Genomic DNA, 17706 nt, shown 5'->3' on the forward strand with positions numbered 1-17706 from the left:
TCCGCACGGCATTTTCAAACTGCATGAAAGTAACTTTCGCCCACGGATAAGCGCTGTCGCCATCGGGCATGCCCGGCGCCATCGGATGAAAATCAGGGGGGTGTTCTTACATGAGGATCGGACGCTGCCGGAAACTCAAACCGCGCCGCTGGGTCTTAGAATGCGCATCCACTCATGCCCAGGAAAATCGATGATGATTCGTAGCTCTTTCGCCACCGGCGCCGTGCTTCTGGCTTTGTGCGGCCACGCATCGGCTGCCGATAACGCGGCGCTGGAAAAATGCATGGACAGCGCCACCACCACGTTCGACATGGTCACCTGCAACACCAAAGCTGCCAAGGTTCAGGACGAGCGCCTGAACCGCGCCTACAAAACCGCCCTCGCCGCTCAGGAAGGCCCGCGTAAACAGCAACTGCAGGACGTGCAGCGCCTATGGATAAAGTATCGCGACGCTAATTGCGCCTTCGCCGGTTCGGCAACCGGTGGTTCCATCGATCGGGTCAACGGCTCCGGCTGCGTGCTGGACATGACCCAGACCCGCGCCCAGGAACTCGAAGACCTGGTCGGGCCATAACCCCTCGATCAGAGTCGAAGGTCAGTCATGATGCACCCGCGCGCGCTTGAGCAGTTTCTTGCAGCGCTCGGACAAATGCAGCACCCGCAGGTGCTTGCCGGCCTTGCTGTAGCGCTCGCGCAAGGTCATCAACGCGGCAATCGCGGAATAATCGACGAAGCTCAGGTGGCGACAATCCAGCGTCACTTGGGCCGGGTCGTTGGCCGGGTCGAATTGGTTCAGAAACGGCGTGGTCGAGGCGAAGAACAAGGTGCCGTGCAGGCGATAGAGCTTGCTGCCGTCGGCTTCCAGGTGTTCATCGGCATACAACTCGCGGGCCTGTTGCCAGGCGAAATTCAGCGCCGCAATCACGATCCCGCACAGTACGGCGGTGGCCAGGTCGGTGAACACGGTGATCACCGTCACCGCGATAATCACCAGTACATCGTTGAGCGGCACTTTATTGATTACCCGCAGCGACGCCCAGGCGAAGGTCTGCTGCGACACCACGAACATCACCCCCACCAGCGCCGCCAACGGGATCCGCTCGATCAGCGGTGACAGAAACAGAATGAACAACAGAATCATCACCCCGGCAAACACCCCGGAAAAACGCCCGCGCCCGCCGGAGCTGAGGTTGATCACGGTTTGCCCGATCATCGCGCAACCGCCCATGCCGCCGAACAGACCCGAGACCATATTCGCCGCGCCCAGGGCCACGCTTTCGCGGTCGGGGTAGCCACGGGTTTCGGTGATTTCGTCGGTGAGGTTGAGGGTCAGCAGGGTTTCCAGCAGACCGACCATGGCCATCAGGAACGCGTAGGGCGCGATGATGCCCAGGGTTTCCAGGGTCCAGGGAACCTGCGGCAGCGCAAAGCTCGGCAAGCCGCCGGCGATGTGGGCCATGTCGCCCAGGGTGCGCGTCGGCAAACCCAGCAGGTACACCGCCAGGCCCACGCCGAGGATCGCCACCAGCGCAGGTGGAACTGCGCGGGTGATGCGCGGCAACATATAGACAATCGCCATGGTCACCAGCACCAGGCCGGTCATCACATACAACGGCGTACCGCTGAGCCAGGCTTCACCGTTCTTGAAGTGTTCCAACTGCGCCAAGGCAATGATGATCGCCAGGCCGTTGACGAACCCCAGCATCACCGGGTGCGGCACCATGCGCACCAGTTTGCCCAGGCGCAACAGGCCGAAGGCAACCATGATCAGCCCGCCCAGCAGCACGGTGGCGAGCAAATATTCCACGCCGTGCTGCACCACCAGCGCGACGATCACCACGGCCATCGAACCGGCCGCCCCCGACACCATCCCCGGCCGCCCGCCGAACAGCGCCGTGAGGGTGCAGATGATAAAAGCGCCGTACAGGCCCATCAGCGGGTTGAGGTGAGCGACCAGAGCGAAGGCGATGCACTCGGGCAGCAACGCAAAGGACGTGGTGAGGCCGGCCAGGGTATCGGCGCGCAGACGGGTGAGGTTCATGAAGTACCAAGGTATTGCGGGGAATAAGGCCGGGAATGGTACGGAATTGAGCGGGGTGGGGCTAGTCTTGAAGGCCGAGTGGGGCTCATCGGGGGCAAGCCCCCTCCCACATCACTGTGGGAGTCGAATCAGCAGGCATACCGCGCCAGCTTGGCCTGGATAAAGTCCAGGAAGCACTGGATGCGCAACGCCAACTGGGAGTTGCGATAGAACACCGCGTGGATCGGTTGGCGGTAGCCGCTGTAGAACGTTTCCAGCAGCGGCACCAGGCGCCCGGCGTCGATATCGTCGAAGGTCATGAAGTTCGACAGGCACGCTATGCCTTGCCCCTCCAATGCCAGGTGACGCAGGGTCTCGCCACTGGAGGCGGCGATGCTCGGCTGAATCAACCAGCGGTCGCCTGCCGCGTGGCGCAACGGCCAGTGGTTGAGGGTTTCGGTCTGGGTGAAGCCCAGCAAGGTGTGGCTCGCCAGTTCAGCGACCGTGCGCGGGGTGCCGTGGCGTTCCAAATAGTCGGGGCTGGCGAGGATATGCAACGGCGTGCAGCCCAAGGAACGCGCATGCAGGCTCGAATCGGCCAATGCACCGATGCGAATCGCAATGTCGGTGCTCTGTTCCAGCAGGTCGATGATCAGGTCATCGCTGTTGAGCTCCAGCTGGATCTGCGGGTACAGGCGGCGGAATTCGGCGATGTACGGAATGATCCCGTGCAGCATGAACGGCACCGCCGCGTTGATGCGCAAGCGCCCGGCCGGAGTTTGCTGGCGCGAGGACAAGCGTTCTTCCAGCTCATCCATCTGCGCCAGGATCACCTTGGCCTGCTCGAAGAAGTATTTGCCCTCTTCGGTCAGGTCCATGCGTCGCGTGGTGCGGTTGATCAGCGTGGTGTCGAGCTTGGCTTCCAGGCGCGACAAGGTACGGCTGACCGCCGACGGCGTCTGCCCGGCCTGCTCCGCCGCCGCGGAAATCGAACCGCACTCGATCACGCTGACAAAGATCTGTAGTTCATCGGACCGGGCTTTCACGGGCGCTCCTCTCTCATCTTGAGGGGCAGCTTACACCGAGAGGTTGAACACCTGCGCCAGATGCTGCTCATAGCGCGCCACATCCGCCTCGATGGCCGGACGTTTCATCACGTCCACGCAGAGGAACGTCGGCAGGCCGGTCATGCCGAGGAACTGATTGGCCTTGTGGAAAGGGAAATACACCGCGTCCACACCCTTGGCTTCAAAGAAGTCACTGGGGTCGTCGAACGCTTGCTGCGGTGCGTTCCAGGTCAACGACAACATGTACTGCTTGCCCTGGATCAGGCCGCCGCTGCCGTATTTCTGCGACGCATCGGAACGGGTGCGACCGTCGCTGGCATACAGGCTGCCGTGGCCTTCGGTGAAGACTTCGTCGATGTACTTCTTGACGATCCAAGGCGCGCCCATCCACCAACCGGGCATCTGATAGATGATCACGTCGGCCCATAGGAACTTGGCGACCTCTTCGGCCACGTCATAGCCGGCGTCGATATGGGTGACCTTGACGTCGATACCGGCACGGTCCAGCACCGCCGCTGCGGTGTCATGCAGGGTGGCGTTGTAGCGGCCATCGGAGTGGGCGAATTGTTTACCGCCGTTGAGCAATAGGACTTTTTTCATGGGAGATTCCAGAAGGTTGAAAGGTCTGGACGCAGACTATCCATCTGGCTCCCCTTGAATAAGCCACAAACCGGCAAAATACATTTGACCTAAAGGCACGAATACGCAGCCATTGTTAACCGCTGATCAGCAGATGCCCGCCCAACAAAGCCATACCAACAAAAAATACCCGTTTGAACACCACGGCACTGATGCGCTGGCGTACCCACTGACCCAGCCACATGCCCAACAACGCCGGCACCAGCGCCAGCAGCGAGGCATTCAGTTCGGCGCCGCCCAGCCCGCCGCGCCAGGCCAGCCCGGCAGCCAAAGCCAGGGTAGACACGCTGAACGACAGCCCCAACGCCTGCACCAGTTGATCGCGCTGTAACCCCAGCGCCTGCAGATACGGCACGGCGGGGATCACAAACACTCCGGTGGCGGCGGTAACGATGCCGGTGAGCAATCCGCATAACGGGCCCAGCCAGCGTTCCGTCGCCGAGCCGACGTTGAATGTGGGCAAGAACAACCCGCTCAATGCATACATCAGCAACGCTGCGCCCAAGGCGTGCACCATCCAGCCGCCGCCGTCCATGCCCAGCCACGCAGTACCGAGCCCGGTGCCGAGAAAAATCAGCAGCAGCATCGGCCACAAGCGCTTGAACAGCGCACTCAGATGGCCGCCGAACGCCAATTGCCAGAGGTTGGTAACGGTTGAAGGAATGATCAGCAACGCCGCAGCCTGCGCCGGTAACATAGCCAGGCCGAGCAGGCCCATAGCCACGGTGGGCAAGCCCAGGCCGATCACCCCTTTGACGGTGCCCGCCAGCATAAAGGTGCCGATCACCAGCAAAGACAAGGCCAGGCCGATATTTTGGTAAAACGTAAGGAAAGTCGTCATTGGTCAATAGTGACGTTTTCCGATGGGCTCGAAAATTCGCCATATACTGAGCCAGCCTCTTGTTTAGCTTGAGGCTTAGCGCCCCTCGAAACTCCAATGTGGGAGGGGGCTTGCCCCCGATTAGGCCCGCTGAGCCACCCGAGAAACCAGTCATGCACTTTGACCTGATCGACCTGCGTCTCTACCTGCACACCCTGGACGCCGGCAATATCACCGCTGGCGCATCCCGCAGCCATTTATCCCTGGCCGCCGCCAGCGCGCGCATCCGGGCCATGGAAGCGTCGCTGGGCATCGAGCTGCTGCAACGCGGTCGCCGCGGCGTCAGCCCAACGCCCGCCGGCAAAGCCCTGGCTCGCCACGCGCGGCTGTTATTGCAACAGGCCGATCACTTGCGACAGGACCTGGCCGCCTACGCCAACGGCGTCAAGGGCCAGGTGCGCTTGCTCTGCAATACCACCGCACTGAGTGAACACCTGCCTGAACTGCTGGCGGATGTACTGCGCGAACATCCCAACCTGGATATCGACGTGCAGGAGCTGCCCAGCCTGCGCATCACCCAGGCGTTACGCCAGGGCACGGCCGATTTGGGGATTATCTCCGACGCCGTCGACACCCACGGCTTGCAGACCCTGCCCTTTCGCGACGACCCACTGGTGCTGATCATGCCGACGGAGCATACGTTGGCGGCAGGCCCGGTCAGTTTTGTCGACAGCCTGCAACACGATTTCGTCGGCCTGGCCGCCCACAGTGCGCTGGCGGTGTACCTGGAAGAACAGGCGCTGCACGCCGGCTTCCGCCTGCACGCGCGCATCCGCGCCGAGAGCTTTGACGGGGTGATGCGCATGGTCGCCCGCGGCGCCGGCCTGGGGATCGTGCCCCAGGCCGCGTTGGACCGCTGGCCGGGGGAGCATCACTTTAAAGCCCAGCCCCTGCGCGAGGACTGGGCCTGTCGGCGACTGCTGTTATGCGCGCGCTCGTTCGAACAACTGCCGGGTTACGCCAAGGCCTTGTTCGATGCGCTGGCCAGATCCCCTGTGGGAGGGGGCTTGCCCCCGAAGACGGTACGTCAGTGACAGATGGGCTAACCGACCTATCGGCCCCCCGTCACATTTCAGGTGACACTGTGGCGGACCTTGAATTGCGGCTGGTCCCAGGTGCGGTTATCGAGAATCTCACCGAGGATTTCCACGGCATCGAAGACTTCGGTGAAGGTTGTGTACAACGGGGTAAACCCAAAACGCATGATGCGCGGTTCGCGGTAATCGCCGATCACGCCTCGGGCGATCAGGGCCTGGATCACCGCGTAGCCTTCAGGATGCTCGAAGCTCACATGGCTGCCACGCCGGGCGTGTTCACGCGGGGTAATCAGCACGAGGTGATGGGCCGCGCAGCGAGCCTCCACCAAGTCGATAAACAGATCGGTCAACGCCAGGGATTTGCGGCGCAGGCTGGCCATGTCGGTCTGTTCAAAAATCTCCAGACCGCATTCCACCATCGCCAGCGACGTGATCGGCTGGGTGCCGCACAGGTAACGAGCGATGCCAGCGCTCGGCGCATAGCTGGACTCCATAGCGAACTGCCGCGTATGCCCGAACCAGCCCGACAACGGCTGGCGCACCAGGTCCACCAGCGCCGGGTTGACCCACACGAACGCCTGGGAACCGGGGCCACCGTTGAGGTATTTGTAGGTGCAGCCAATCGCGTAATCGGCGCCGGCCCGATGCAGGTCCACCGGCACCGCGCCCGCCGAGTGCGCCAGGTCCCAGATCGTCAGCGCACCGCACTCGTGGCTCAGGGTGGTCACGCCCTGCATGTCGTATAGGTAGCCGGTCTTGTAGTTGACGTGGGTGAGCATTACCACGGCCACGTCGGCGTCGATGGCCTGGGTCAGCTCGTCGGGGCTGTTCACCAAGCGCAGCGAATAACCCTGTTGCAGCAACTCGGCCAGGCCTTCGGCGATGTACAGGTCGGTGGGAAAGTTGCCGGCCTCGCTGACGATCACCTTGCGCGCCGGCGTCCGCTGGCGCTGCACACTCAACGCGGCACTGAGCACTTTGAACAGGTTGATCGAGGTGGTATCGGTGATCGCCACTTCGCCATCGCGTGCGCCGATCAGCGGGGCCAACCGGTCGCCCAGGCGCAGGGACAGGTCCGCCCAGCCCGCGCTGTTCCAACTGCGGATCAAACCGTCGCCCCACTCCTGGGCAATCACCTGTTGCGCCCGTGCCAGCGATGCCACGGGGCGGGCGCCCAGGGAGTTGCCATCCAGATAGATCATGCCGTGGGGCAGAGCGAACTGCTCACGCAAAGGCGCCAATGGGTCCTGGGCATCAAGGGTTTGGCAATGGCTTCGAAGGGGCATGGGCGATCCTGGTTTTTATAAGAGAAGATGAGCCAAATTATTAACGAAGCTTTAGAGAATTTTCGTGCAAAGTGGTGGGCAACAAGCTAATTAAGCTGTAGGAAATTCGAATTAAACCTCTAAATACGCGGAATTATTCTAAGCATGATTCTCGACCCCACCGACTTGCGCCTCCTGCATTTCCTGCAACAGGATGGCCGTATCAGCAACCAGGAACTGGCGGAAAAAGTCGCCCTGTCGCCCTCAGCCTGCCTGCGCCGCTTACGCCTGCTGGAGAGCGAAGGCGTGATCAGCGGCTACCGGGCGGTGCTGAATGCCGAGCAACTGGGGATCGAATTGGAGGCCATCGTTCACCTGTCTTTGCGCCAGGACGTGGAGGATTGGCACGAGACGTTCATCAAGAAAGTGCAAGGCTGGCCGGAAGTGGCCAGCGCCTATGTGATCACCGGCGCCAGCAACTATGTGCTGCGGGTACAGGCGCGTAACCTCAAGCATTTTTCGGACTTTATCGTGAACCACCTGAACCGCACGGCGGGGGTGACGGATATTCGCTCGGAGATCGTGCTGCAGAAAATCAAGGATAGGGATGAGGTGTTGGATCTGGTCGTGCGTAAATAGTCAGCCACGCCCCCATTCAAATGTGAGAGGGAGTTGACCCGGCAAGCACGGCGACCTCAACAATGGTGGAATCCGCCCAACAATGGCTGTTGGATCAGGCACTTGATGGCGTTCAGCTGTATTACGAACAGTTCACGCAGAGTAATATCTGACCCCAGCACTTCTGAGGGGCTGATGCGGCCTGCACTCCCCCTTAAGAAAAACAAGTAGAAGGGAACGTTAATGGCGGATGACATGGTTAACCCGGTGGGCCTCAAGCGTGGCTTGAAGAACCGGCATATTCAGCTGATCGCTTTGGGCGGCGCCATCGGTACGGGGTTGTTCCTCGGCTCGGCCGGGGTGCTCAAGTCTGCCGGGCCGTCGATGATCCTCGGCTACGCGATCGCCGGTTTCATCGCCTTCCTGATCATGCGCCAGCTCGGCGAAATGATCGTCGAAGAGCCGGTGGCCGGTTCTTTCAGCCACTTCGCGCACAAATACTGGGGCGGTTACGCGGGTTTCCTGGCGGGCTGGAACTACTGGGTGCTGTATGTGCTGGTGGGCATGGCCGAACTGACGGCGGTGGGCAAATACATCCAGTTCTGGTGGCCGGAGATTCCGACCTGGGTCAGTGCGTTGGTGTTCTTCGTCGCGGTGAACTTGATCAATACGCTGAACGTGAAGTTCTTCGGTGAGGCCGAGTTCTGGTTCGCGATCATCAAGGTGGTGGCGATTGTCGGCATGATCGTGCTCGGCTGCTACTTGCTGTTCAGCGGCAGCGGCGGCCCCCAGGCCTCCATCGACAATCTGTGGAGCCACGGCGGGTTCTTCCCCAATGGCGGCATGGGGCTGTTGATGTCCATGGCGTTCATCATGTTCTCCTTCGGTGGCCTGGAGCTGGTGGGCATCACCGCCGCCGAGGCCAGCGAACCGCGCAAGGTGATCCCCAAGGCGATCAATCAGGTGGTGTACCGCATCTTGATTTTCTACGTGGGTGCGCTGACCGTGCTGCTGTCGCTGTATCCATGGGACCAATTGCTGCAAACCCTCGGCGCGTCGGGCGACGCCTACAGCGGCAGCCCGTTCGTGCAGATCTTCTCGCTGATCGGTAACGACACCGCTGCGCACATCCTCAACTTCGTGGTCCTGACCGCGGCGCTGTCGGTGTACAACAGCGGCGTGTACTGCAACAGCCGCATGTTGTTCGGCCTGGCCGAGCAAGGCGATGCGCCCAAAGCGCTGATGAAGCTCAACAAGCAAGGCGTGCCGCTGCGAGCCCTGGCGATCTCGGCGCTGGTGACGATGCTGTGCGTGGTGGTCAACTACGTCGCGCCGCAGAGCGCGCTGGAGTTGCTGTTCGCCCTGGTGGTTGCCTCGTTGATGATCAACTGGGCGCTGATCAGCATTACCCATATCAAGTTCCGCAAGGCCATGGGCCAACAAGGCGTGGAGCCGTCGTTCAAGACCTTCTGGTTCCCGTTCAGCAACTACCTGTGCCTGGCGTTCATGCTGATGATCGTCAGCGTGATGCTGGCCATTCCGGGGATTCGCGAGTCGGTGTTTGCGATGCCGGTGTGGGTGGGGGTGATCTATGTGGCCTACCGGTTGCGAATGAGTAAGGCGAAAGCGGTCGCCGCTGCGCAGTGATAGCCATATGGGAGGGGGGTTGCCCCCTCCCATATTTGTTTACAGCGTGGAACGCACTCGCCACAGCTCGGGGAAAAGCACCGTGTCGAGCATCTTGCGCAGGTAACCCACGCCTTCGGTTCCGCCGGTGCCCGGTTGGAAGCCGATGATGCGCTCCACCGTGGTCACATGGCGGAAGCGCCACTGGCGGAACGAGTCCTCCAGGTCGATAAACTTTTCGGCCAACTGGTACAGGTCCCAGTAACGGCTCGGATCGCGATACACCTCGCGCCATGCCGCCTCCACCGAGTCATCGTGTACGGTCGCGGCCGTTGGGTCGCGTTCGGCGCGTTGCGGGTCAATCGCCAAACCGGCCTTGACCATCAAATTGATCGCCTCGTCATACAGCGACGGCGCGGCAATCGCCACTTGCAGTTGCTGCAACAATTCCGGTCGATGGGCATGGGGTCGCAACAACGCCGGGCTCTTGTTGCCGAGAATAAATTCGATCTCACGGTACTGAAACGACTGGAACCCCGACGACTGCCCCAGGAACGGGCGAATGGCCTTGTATTCCGAAGGTGTCATGGTCGCCAGCACGGCCCAGGCATGCACCAGTTGGTCGAAGATTCGCGACACCCGCGCCAGCATCTTGAACGCCGGCGGCAACTCGCCCAGGCGCACGTGTTCGCGGGCGGCCTTGAGTTCATGGAGCATCAGCTTCATCCACAGCTCGGAGGTCTGGTGCTGGATGATAAACAGCATTTCGTTGTGGTCCGGCGACAGCGGGTGCTGGGCGCTGAGCACGTTGCCCAGGTCCAGGTAGTCGCCGTAGCTCATGGACTCGGAAAAATTCAGCTCGGCGTTATGCCATTCTTCCGGAGCTTGGTAGTCGGCAGAAAAGGGACATTGGCTCATCGCGTGGGCTCCTTGAGCGGGCGCAGGATTGCGCGGACCGGGCTGGCGTCGAGGTGGGCAAAGCGCAGCGGCAAGGCGATCAGCTCGTAGTCGCCCTCCGGCACGTCGTCGAGCACGATGCCTTCGAGAATCGCCATGCCATGCCGGGCCACGGCGTTGTGAGAGTCCATGGTCTTGGACTGTTGCGGGTCCAGGGACGGGGTGTCGATACCGATCAGCCGCACCCCCAGGCTGGCAAGCCGCTCGATGGTTTGCGCGGCGATGGCGGTGAAATTCTCATCCCACTCGGTCAGCGGCGCTTGTGGATAAGTACGCAGCAATACGCGCTCGGGCAAGTTATCCACACGACCGTCGAGCTGATGAGGCTGCACCAGCGCGCCACTGTCCAGGCAATGCAGCACTCGGCAAGGGCCCATGTACACATCCAGCGACACCTCGCCAATCGGCGCGCCGTCGGCGCTGTAGTGCAGCGGTGCATCCACATGGGCGCCGGTATGCGGCGACAAGGTCACGCGCCCGACATTCACCGGACACTCCGGGCCGAACTGCCATACGCGTTCTTCCTGAAACGGCGTATCGCCCGGCCAGGTGGGCGTGGCCGCGCTCAAGGGCGGGCTGATGTCCCACCACGTTTTTATTGGGTTCATGCTCAAGGCTCTCGGTCGTTACTGGGGTGAATGATACGAGGGCCTGCTGTGAATTTTCTTGCAAAATCTGGCGTAAGAAGGGAGTTCTTTCGCACTTACTGCGAGAAACAGGCGTATTCACGCTCGAATATGTCGCCTAATGTGGGAGGGGGCTTGCCCCCGACTCAGCGAGCCAGTTGATCCAGGTGCCCGTTGTGACGCCGCCAACGGGGGCAAGCCCCTCCCACACTGACCTCGCCGTGCCAATAACACCCTATTCATCTGCGCTTCTGGACATCCCGATGTCGAGTTCAGACCACTGAGGGTGCTGGCGACGCTATAGGGTTCGACTCTCGTTTCCTTGCCTCGGAGTCATCATGTCCAAGCCCATTACCGTACTGCGCGACACCCATCCCTTGCCGGTCCTGGATGCCTGCAAATGGGAGAAGCTCGAAGGCGACCCGCACACCGTCAACCTTAACGCCTACACCAGCGAAGACGGCAGCAAGATCATGGGCACTTGGATCTGCACCCCAGGCAAGTGGTACGTGGAATACGTGAAGTGGGAGTACTGCCACTTCCAGGAAGGCTACTGCGTGATCACGCCTGAGGGGATGGAGCCGATTCACTTGCGGGCTGGGGATATCTTTGTGGTGGAGCCAGGAATGAAGGGAACGTGGGAAGTGGTCGAGACGGTGCGTAAGTATTTTGTGTTCGCCTGAGTAATCACCCGCTTATGGGGGGATTGGGCAGGTTGGTGGTGAGCGGGCTGGTCCTGCTCACCACGCAGTTTCCTTTGCGTAGGATCTACTTAGGCTTGCGATAGCTGTTAACAATCGCCGAGAAGTCCTTGCCGCCCTCCCCGCGCTGGCTCATGGATTGATACAACTGTTGGGCCACAGCGCCCAGAATCACCGGTTGCTTGGCCTGGCGGGCAGCTTCGGTGGCCAAACCCAAGTCCTTGAGCATCAGGTCCGCGCCGAAACCGCCGGTATAGCCGCGAGACGCCGGGGCAGTTTCGATCACGCCTGGCCACGGGTTGTAAGTGTCGGAACTCCAGCAGCGCCCGGTGGAGCTGTTGATAATGCCCGCAAGCACCTGGGTGTCGATCCCCAGCGCATCGCCTAAAGCCATGGCTTCGCTGACGCCCACCATGCTGATGCCCAGCAACAGGTTGTTGCAGATCTTGGCGATCTGACCAGTACCTACTTCACCGCAATGCACGATGTTGCGGCCCATTTGCCCCAGCACCGGTTGCAGGGTAGCGAACAGTTCCGGGGTGGCACCGACCATAAAGGTCAGCGTACCCGCCTGGGCGCCGCCGGTGCCGCCGGAGACGGGCGCGTCGGCCATCGCCACGCCGTGTTTGGCTGCCGCTGCGGCCACGTCGCGAGCAGTCTGCGGGTCGATGGTGCTGCAATCCACCGCCGGCACGCCGCTACCGATACCGGCGAGTACGCCATCGTCATTCAGCCACACGCTGCGCACATGGGCGGCGGCGGGCAGCATGGTAATCACCAGCTCCGCGCCCTGGGCCGCATGGCGTGGCGAGTCGCTAATGGTACCGCCCAGTTCGGCGAGTTCCTTGAGCACGGTCTGGTTGAGGTCGAACAGGTTCAGCGCGTGGCCGGCCTTGATCAAGTTGCGGGCCATGGGCGCGCCCATGTTGCCCAAACCGATAAATGCAATCTTCATGAGGGTCTCCCGGAATCAGCGCAGGTTGATGGTGGTGTTGACGCCATCGTTGACCGTGTCGTCGTCGAACCAGCGGCTCGTGACGGTTTTAGTCTGGGTGTAGAACTGCACCACTTGCTTACCGTAGGGGCCGAGGTCACCGAGCTTGGAACCACGGGAACCGGTGAAGCTGAAGAACGGCACCGGCACTGGGATCGGGATGTTGATACCCACCTGGCCCACGTCGATTTCGCTCTGGAATTTACGCGCCGCCGCCCCACTCTGGGTAAACAGGCCGGTGCCATTGCCGAACGGGTTGGCGTTGACCAGGGCGATGGCCTCATCAAGGGTGTCGACTTCAATCACCACCAGCACCGGGCCGAAGATTTCTTCGGTGTAGATGCGCATGTCCGTGGTCACGCCCGAGAACAGGGTCGGGCCGACAAAGTTGCCCTGCTCGAAACCCGGTACCTGGATGTCGCGACCGTCCAATTCGAGCTTGGCGCCTTGCTGTACACCGCTTTCGATCAATTCCAGGATGCGTGCCTTGGCGCGCTTGGAAATCACCGGGCCGACATCGGTGCCGGCTTCGCTGCCGGCGTTGACCTTGAGCTTCTGTGCCAGCGTCTTCAGGTCCGGCAGCCATTGCTTGGACGCCCCCACCAGCACCACCACGGAGGTGGCCATGCAGCGCTGGCCTGCCGCACCGAAACCGGCGCCGACCAAGGCATTGAGGGTGTGTTCGCGGTTGGCATCCGGCAGCACGACGGCGTGGTTCTTGGCGCCCATCATCGATTGCACGCGCTTGCCGTGCTTGCCGGCCAGGTCATACACATGGGTGCCGACGGCGGTGGAGCCGACGAAGGACACCGCCTTGATGTCCTTATGGGTGCACAGTGCATCTACCACGTCCTTGCCGCCATGCACCACGTTGAGCACACCGGCCGGTACGCCGGCTTCCAGCGCCAGCTCCACCAGCAGCATGGTCGATAGTGGGTCCTGTTCGGACGGTTTGAGGACGAAGGTGTTACCACAGGCGATGGCCATCGGGAACATCCATAGCGGAATCATCGCCGGGAAGTTGAACGGGGTAATGCCCGCACACACGCCGATGGGCTGGCGCAGGGTGTAGGTATCGACGCCACCGGCGACGTTCTCGGCGAACTCGCCCATTTGCAGGGTACCGATGGAACAGGCGTGCTCCACCACTTCCAAGCCACGGAAAATATCGCCCTCGGCATCGGCAATAGTCTTACCCTGCTCGGCGCTGAGGACGACGGCGATGCGTTTGGAATGTTCGCGAATCAACGCCTGCAGTTTGAGCATGATGCGCATGCGCGCGCCGATCGGCGTCAGCTTCCAGGTCTGGAAGGCGCGATGGGCGGCATCGATGGCGGCGTTGACTTCATCGGCGGTGGCAAACGGGACTTTGGCCAGCACTTGCTGAGTGGCGGGGTTGACGATGTCTTGCCATTGGGTGGTCTTGGACTCGACCCACTCACCGTTGATCAGCAACTTGACCGGTTGTACGGAAATTTCGGCAGATGCGTTCATGTGGTCTCCAATTCTTATTTATATGCAGAGAACCAAGGCGTTGAACCGCCTTGAAGAATGAGGCGTTCGGACTGTTTTTGGAGTATAGATGTGCAAATCTCTAATAAGAACGCACATAAAAGCCGGACCAATATGCAAAAAAACATCACGTCGCTGGGCTCCCTGAACTGGGATGACCTGAAGTTTTTCCTCGAAGTGGCCCGCACCCGCAAGGCCAGCGTCGCCGCCAAGCGCCTGGCGGTGGACTACACCACGGTGTCGCGGCGCATCAGTTCGCTGGAAGTGTCATTGGGCACGCTGCTGTTCGAAAAATCCCGCACCAACGGCTTTGTACTCACCCCCGAAGGCCAACGATTGCTGGGCTACGCCGAGTCCATTGAAAGCACCCTGCACATGGCCTGCGAGCAGGTGTCCGGCTCCGGTGTCGCACTGTCCGGGCATGTGCGCATGGGCTGCACCGAAGGCTTCGGCAGCTTCTTCGTCACGCCGCAATTGAGCCACTTTGTCGACACCTACCCGGCGATCTCCGTCGACATCCTGCCCCTGCCCCATTTCATCAGCCTGTCCAAGCGCGAAGCCGACATCGTCATCGCCCTGGAACGCCCGGAACACGGGCCGTACGTGTGCTGCAAACTGTGCGACTACACCCTGCAGTTGTACGCCACCCAGGATTACCTCGACCAACATCCGCCGATCCAACGCCCGGCGGACCTGGCCACCCACCCGTTTATCAGTTACGTCGATGACCTGGCCTTCAGCTCCGAGCTGCTCTACCTGGCCAACGTAGTCCCTGGCGCCAGCGCCAGCCTGCGCAGCACCAGCGTGATTGCACAGTACGTCGCGGCACAACAGGGCCGCTCGATGGCGATACTGCCGTGCTTCCTGGCGGCACAAGACCCACGCTTGTTGCCGGTGCTGGGGGAGCAAATCACGATCACGCGCCAGTTTTGGATGTATTGCCGGGAGGACTTAAGGAAGCTGAAGCGGATTACGTTGTTGTGGGACTACATCCGGGAAGTGACCGAGCAGAACCGGGGGTTGTTGATGGGGGAAACGCGGGAGATGCGGTTTGCGGATTAATCGGCCGAAACCAGACCAACCGGTGGGTAGGGACTAGCCGTGGGTCAGCCACGCCGCCATCGGGTTCAAGCCCCCTCCCACATTTGATCTGGTTTCGTCAGCCAGGTATTCAACCTGCAATGCATTCGAGGTGGGAGGGGGCTTGCCCCCGATGGGGCCTGCTCAGTCGATACCTGTGTTGCTGACCCACCGCTACCGGGAGCAAGCTCATACTTGATCGGCATTCAGGTTGAAGCACCCGAAACCGCTCAGTCGGCAATCACCACAATCGCCACCCGCCGATTTTCGGTGCGCCCTGCGGCTGTATCGTTGGATGCCACGGGCTGGCTGCTGCCCAAGCCGCGCAGTTGGATGTTTTCTTCTTTCATACCGACGCCCGTCAGCACCGTGGCCACGCTTTTGGCGCGGCGCAGGGAGAGTTGCTCGTTGTAGGCTTCTTTGCCGGAGGCGTCGGTGTGGCCGTCCACGCGTACGCGCTCTATGCCCACGCCGAGCAGGGCTTTGCCGATGCGTTGGACGATCGCGGTGCTCGGCGGGTTGAGGGTTTCGATGTCGCTGCCGAACAGCACTTTGCCCGACAGACCGAATGCCCAGCCGTCATCCGTGAGTTCAAAGCCCTGTTGTTTGAGTACCGCGACTTGCGCCGGGGTCAGGCCTTTAGGGGGTTGTGTCTGACAGCCGCCGAGGGCCAACAAGGCCACCAGCACAGTAAGAAACAGAACGCGTGCAGTCGAGAACAAGGGATCAACTCCTGTGTTGAACGTTAACAGCAGAGTGCTCCGACTCCGCCGTGTGCTGGCCGCCCAGGGACAGACGTTTGGCCTGGTACATCGCCGCGTCGGCGGCATTGAGCAAGGTGCCGGGTGTGGCGCCATGCTCGGGGTAAATGGCAATGCCGATGCTGAGCGACGTCAGCACTTGAGAGCCACCCGGCACCTCAATCGGCATGTCCATGCTGGCGATGATCTTGTCAGCGATGCGTTGCGCGTCCTCGGCCTTGTGCAACGGCGCAAGCAGGATGGCGAACTCGTCACCGCCCAGGCGCGCCACCAGGTCACCGTCACGCAGTTGCGCGCGCACACGGGCAGCGACAGCCACCAGCACAGCGTCGCCGGCGGCGTGGCCGAAGTTGTCGTTGATGTCTTTGAAGCGATCGCTGTCGAGGAACAATACCGCGACCCGCTCGTCGAGCTTGGCCGCGCCGCGCAGGGCTCGAATCAGCCGACCTTCGAAGAACGCCCGGTTGGGCAGGCCGGTCAGGCTGTCGTGGTTGGCCTGGTGAGCCAGGGTTTCGTTTTCGCTTTGCAGGTGGCTTTGCCAAGCTTCCATTTCGCCGAGCAAGGCATTGAAGTCACTGCCCAGGCTGTCGAGTTCGGCGATGCGCGCGGGCGGTACACGTCGATCAAAATCCCGCTCGCTGCGAGCGGCGTGAGCCACGGCGGCCAGGCTTTGCAACGGCACGGTGATCCCGCGCAGCAGTCGTCGGGCCAGGTGTAATGCGACCCAGGCGCTGAGGGCGGTGCAGATCAGAATCCCGGCCAGACCGCTGAGCAGGAAGCGCAGCAGGCTGCCGCCGTGGCCGGTCAGGTGGATACTGCCGACGGTGCGGCCCTGGTGCAGGATCGGTTGGTTGATCGGCTGTTCAAGCAGGGCATGCGCCAGTGCCAGTTCCACCCGCGAGAGCATGCCGGTTTCGGGGCGTGCCCAGTGGGCCAGTAACTTGCCGTTGGCGTCGAAAACGTCGGCATCGGCCACCTCTTCGGTGGACGCAATCAGGCTCAGTGCCTCGGTGGCTGCGGCGCGGTCGTTGAACACCACCGCAGCTTCCACGGTGTAAGTGATGGAGCGTGCGATAAGGTGCAAGTTGTGTTCGGCATAGACGCGCAGCGCCAGCACGCCGAGCAGGGTCAGGGACACACTGGCCAGGGTTACCGCCACCAGAGCCAGGATCAAATGACCACGGCCGATAACCGAGCGCAGGCTAGGTCGCACTTTCACATGGGTCATGGAGCAGGCGCCCGGCGGCGGGACAGTTGCAGCACGCTGGGGTGAATGCGCACGCCGCTGCGTGCCACCGAGTCGAGGTTGACCTCGAACGACACTTGTTCATCGCTTACGCGCAGGCAAAACAAGCTGCCGACGGTGCACTGGTCGCCGCCTTCGCTGATGCTGAGCACCGGGTGGCCGATCAACGAGGCAAACAATTGGCTGCGCTCATCGGCGGTAAGTTTGCCGATGTACACCGCGTCGCAGGCGTTGACGATATCGGGATGGTTGACCAACAGGCGCTGCACCACAACCGGACGACCGGTCGCCTGGATGGTGCCTTTGATCAGGTCATCGGTGTATTGGGTGGGCCCGACGATACACAGGCGCAATTGCGCCGGCTCCACCGGCCAGCGCGCGTAACTGAGAATACCGAGTACCACCTGAGTGACCGCCTGGGCACGCTGCGCGGCCATACCCTCGGTGGCCGGGACGTCCGCAAACCCGTATGGCGCCAGCGCACACAGCAGCGCCATCAGCAGCAGGCGTCTCCAGCTCCAACGGCACTCTGTGGGCGAGACAGCCACGTTCATGCTGCGATTCTCTCAGGTGTTTTCGTGGGGTGATGCCGCAACGATAGCACAGCGGCGGAAAACCCCGCGAGGCAGTGCCTTCGCGAGGTCCGCTATTTTTTCAGAAAATTCAGGCAGTAGAAT

18 protein-coding genes are annotated in these 17706 nt (G+C 61.5%); 6 read left to right on the forward strand and 12 right to left on the reverse strand.

Annotated features, from left to right (window positions below; genetic code table 11):
• The first annotated feature begins 193 nt into the window (after nt 1-193).
• A complete protein-coding gene (locus ABX75_RS25995; protein WP_034115089.1) occupies nt 194-574 on the forward strand; it encodes a lysozyme inhibitor LprI family protein in 381 nt (126 codons plus the stop codon).
• Nucleotides 575-595: 21 nt separating this feature from the next.
• Here ABX75_RS25995 and ABX75_RS26000 read toward each other — a convergent pair whose 3' ends face one another.
• The 4 genes from ABX75_RS26000 to ABX75_RS26015 all read right to left on the reverse strand — a co-directional run bounded on the left by ABX75_RS26000 (nt 596) and on the right by ABX75_RS26015 (nt 4567).
• Nucleotides 596-2041: a SulP family inorganic anion transporter gene (locus ABX75_RS26000; protein WP_034115076.1), complete on the reverse strand. Its 1446-nt coding sequence runs from the start codon at nt 2039-2041 to the stop codon at nt 596-598.
• A gap of 128 nt (nt 2042-2169) precedes the next feature.
• Nucleotides 2170-3066 (reverse strand): LysR family transcriptional regulator, encoded by an 897-nt coding sequence (locus tag ABX75_RS26005; RefSeq protein WP_034100570.1) that lies wholly within the window; start codon nt 3064-3066, stop codon nt 2170-2172.
• Nucleotides 3067-3096: 30 nt separating this feature from the next.
• Nucleotides 3097-3687 carry an NAD(P)H-dependent oxidoreductase gene (locus ABX75_RS26010; protein ID WP_034100571.1) on the reverse strand — a complete coding sequence of 197 codons (591 nt, stop codon included), beginning with the start codon at nt 3685-3687 and terminating at the stop codon, nt 3097-3099.
• 115 nt (nt 3688-3802) lie between these two features.
• On the reverse strand, nt 3803-4567 hold the full coding sequence (locus ABX75_RS26015) for a sulfite exporter TauE/SafE family protein (protein ID WP_047882922.1): 765 nt from the start codon (nt 4565-4567) through the stop codon (nt 3803-3805).
• A gap of 152 nt (nt 4568-4719) precedes the next feature.
• Between ABX75_RS26015 and ABX75_RS26020 the strand changes: the two genes are divergently transcribed.
• On the forward strand, nt 4720-5640 hold the full coding sequence (locus tag ABX75_RS26020) for a LysR family transcriptional regulator (RefSeq protein WP_047882923.1): 921 nt from the start codon (nt 4720-4722) through the stop codon (nt 5638-5640).
• Between the two features lie 38 nt (nt 5641-5678).
• On the opposite strand, the gene kynU is transcribed toward ABX75_RS26020, so the two are convergent.
• The gene (gene kynU, locus ABX75_RS26025) at nt 5679-6929 is read right to left on the reverse strand and encodes a kynureninase (RefSeq protein ID WP_047882924.1); all 1251 of its coding nucleotides are present in this window, start codon (nt 6927-6929) and stop codon (nt 5679-5681) included.
• A gap of 144 nt (nt 6930-7073) precedes the next feature.
• Here kynU and ABX75_RS26030 point away from each other — a divergent pair, with 144 nt between their 5' ends.
• Together ABX75_RS26030 and ABX75_RS26035 are read left to right on the forward strand one after the other, a co-directional pair.
• A complete protein-coding gene (locus tag ABX75_RS26030; RefSeq protein ID WP_034100577.1) occupies nt 7074-7547 on the forward strand; it encodes an Lrp/AsnC family transcriptional regulator in 474 nt (157 codons plus the stop codon).
• Between the two features lie 222 nt (nt 7548-7769).
• Nucleotides 7770-9173, forward strand: coding sequence for an amino acid permease (locus ABX75_RS26035; RefSeq protein WP_034100579.1), 1404 nt, complete (start codon nt 7770-7772; stop codon nt 9171-9173).
• Nucleotides 9174-9212: 39 nt separating this feature from the next.
• Here ABX75_RS26035 and kynA read toward each other — a convergent pair whose 3' ends face one another.
• Together kynA and kynB are read right to left on the reverse strand one after the other, a co-directional pair.
• Nucleotides 9213-10070, reverse strand: coding sequence for a tryptophan 2,3-dioxygenase (gene kynA, locus ABX75_RS26040; protein ID WP_047882925.1), 858 nt, complete (start codon nt 10068-10070; stop codon nt 9213-9215).
• Complete coding sequence (kynB, locus tag ABX75_RS26045) at nt 10067-10717, reverse strand: arylformamidase (protein WP_034115079.1); 651 nt, start codon at nt 10715-10717, stop codon at nt 10067-10069. The genes kynA and kynB overlap by 4 nt, the downstream gene beginning before the upstream one ends.
• A gap of 356 nt (nt 10718-11073) precedes the next feature.
• On the opposite strand from kynB, the gene ABX75_RS26050 reads away from it, so the two are divergent.
• Complete coding sequence (locus ABX75_RS26050; protein ID WP_003230905.1) at nt 11074-11418, forward strand: cupin domain-containing protein; 345 nt, start codon at nt 11074-11076, stop codon at nt 11416-11418.
• An 85-nt stretch (nt 11419-11503) separates the two neighbouring features.
• Here ABX75_RS26050 and mmsB read toward each other — a convergent pair whose 3' ends face one another.
• Nucleotides 11504-12391, reverse strand: coding sequence for a 3-hydroxyisobutyrate dehydrogenase (mmsB, locus tag ABX75_RS26055; RefSeq protein WP_034100586.1), 888 nt, complete (start codon nt 12389-12391; stop codon nt 11504-11506).
• A 15-nt stretch (nt 12392-12406) separates the two neighbouring features.
• Nucleotides 12407-13924, reverse strand: coding sequence for a CoA-acylating methylmalonate-semialdehyde dehydrogenase (locus tag ABX75_RS26060; RefSeq protein WP_047882926.1), 1518 nt, complete (start codon nt 13922-13924; stop codon nt 12407-12409).
• Between the two features lie 132 nt (nt 13925-14056).
• On the opposite strand from ABX75_RS26060, the gene ABX75_RS26065 reads away from it, so the two are divergent.
• Complete coding sequence (locus ABX75_RS26065; RefSeq protein ID WP_034115080.1) at nt 14057-15004, forward strand: LysR family transcriptional regulator; 948 nt, start codon at nt 14057-14059, stop codon at nt 15002-15004.
• A gap of 248 nt (nt 15005-15252) precedes the next feature.
• Here the strand turns inward: ABX75_RS26065 and ABX75_RS26070 are convergent, their stop codons facing one another.
• Genes ABX75_RS26070 through ABX75_RS26080 form a run of 3 tightly spaced genes read right to left on the reverse strand, consistent with a single transcriptional unit; the run spans nt 15253 to nt 17583 of the window.
• The gene (locus ABX75_RS26070) at nt 15253-15744 is read right to left on the reverse strand and encodes an OmpA family protein (protein ID WP_034100592.1); all 492 of its coding nucleotides are present in this window, start codon (nt 15742-15744) and stop codon (nt 15253-15255) included.
• Between the two features lie 4 nt (nt 15745-15748).
• A complete protein-coding gene (locus ABX75_RS26075; protein WP_047882927.1) occupies nt 15749-17011 on the reverse strand; it encodes a diguanylate cyclase domain-containing protein in 1263 nt (420 codons plus the stop codon).
• Entirely contained in the window at nt 17008-17583 is a 576-nt protein-coding gene (locus ABX75_RS26080) for a YfiR family protein (RefSeq protein ID WP_047882928.1), read from the reverse strand. Before ABX75_RS26080 ends, ABX75_RS26075 begins: the two co-directional genes overlap by 4 nt.
• Nucleotides 17584-17706: the final 123 nt, after the last annotated feature.

Source organism: Pseudomonas sp. ARP3 (assembly GCF_001029595.1).
GTDB lineage: Bacteria > Pseudomonadota > Gammaproteobacteria > Pseudomonadales > Pseudomonadaceae > Aquipseudomonas > Aquipseudomonas rhodesiae.

What these genes read in the sequence shown, in the direction of transcription:
- ABX75_RS25995 (WP_034115089.1), top strand. Translation starts at nt 194, where the DNA reads ATGATTCGTAGCTCTTTCGCCACCGGCGCCGTGCTTCTGGCTTTGTGC.
- ABX75_RS26000 (WP_034115076.1), bottom strand. Translation starts at nt 2,041, where the DNA reads ATGAACCTCACCCGTCTGCGCGCCGATACCCTGGCCGGCCTCACCACG.
- ABX75_RS26010 (WP_034100571.1), bottom strand. Translation starts at nt 3,687, where the DNA reads ATGAAAAAAGTCCTATTGCTCAACGGCGGTAAACAATTCGCCCACTCC.
- ABX75_RS26015 (WP_047882922.1), bottom strand. Translation starts at nt 4,567, where the DNA reads ATGACGACTTTCCTTACGTTTTACCAAAATATCGGCCTGGCCTTGTCT.
- ABX75_RS26020 (WP_047882923.1), top strand. Translation starts at nt 4,720, where the DNA reads ATGCACTTTGACCTGATCGACCTGCGTCTCTACCTGCACACCCTGGAC.
- kynU (WP_047882924.1), bottom strand. Translation starts at nt 6,929, where the DNA reads ATGCCCCTTCGAAGCCATTGCCAAACCCTTGATGCCCAGGACCCATTG.
- ABX75_RS26030 (WP_034100577.1), top strand. Translation starts at nt 7,074, where the DNA reads ATGATTCTCGACCCCACCGACTTGCGCCTCCTGCATTTCCTGCAACAG.
- ABX75_RS26035 (WP_034100579.1), top strand. Translation starts at nt 7,770, where the DNA reads ATGGCGGATGACATGGTTAACCCGGTGGGCCTCAAGCGTGGCTTGAAG.
- kynA (WP_047882925.1), bottom strand. Translation starts at nt 10,070, where the DNA reads ATGAGCCAATGTCCCTTTTCTGCCGACTACCAAGCTCCGGAAGAATGG.
- kynB (WP_034115079.1), bottom strand. Translation starts at nt 10,717, where the DNA reads ATGAACCCAATAAAAACGTGGTGGGACATCAGCCCGCCCTTGAGCGCG.
- ABX75_RS26050 (WP_003230905.1), top strand. Translation starts at nt 11,074, where the DNA reads ATGTCCAAGCCCATTACCGTACTGCGCGACACCCATCCCTTGCCGGTC.
- mmsB (WP_034100586.1), bottom strand. Translation starts at nt 12,391, where the DNA reads ATGAAGATTGCATTTATCGGTTTGGGCAACATGGGCGCGCCCATGGCC.
- ABX75_RS26060 (WP_047882926.1), bottom strand. Translation starts at nt 13,924, where the DNA reads ATGAACGCATCTGCCGAAATTTCCGTACAACCGGTCAAGTTGCTGATC.
- ABX75_RS26065 (WP_034115080.1), top strand. Translation starts at nt 14,057, where the DNA reads ATGCAAAAAAACATCACGTCGCTGGGCTCCCTGAACTGGGATGACCTG.
- ABX75_RS26075 (WP_047882927.1), bottom strand. Translation starts at nt 17,011, where the DNA reads ATGACCCATGTGAAAGTGCGACCTAGCCTGCGCTCGGTTATCGGCCGT.
- ABX75_RS26080 (WP_047882928.1), bottom strand. Translation starts at nt 17,583, where the DNA reads ATGAACGTGGCTGTCTCGCCCACAGAGTGCCGTTGGAGCTGGAGACGC.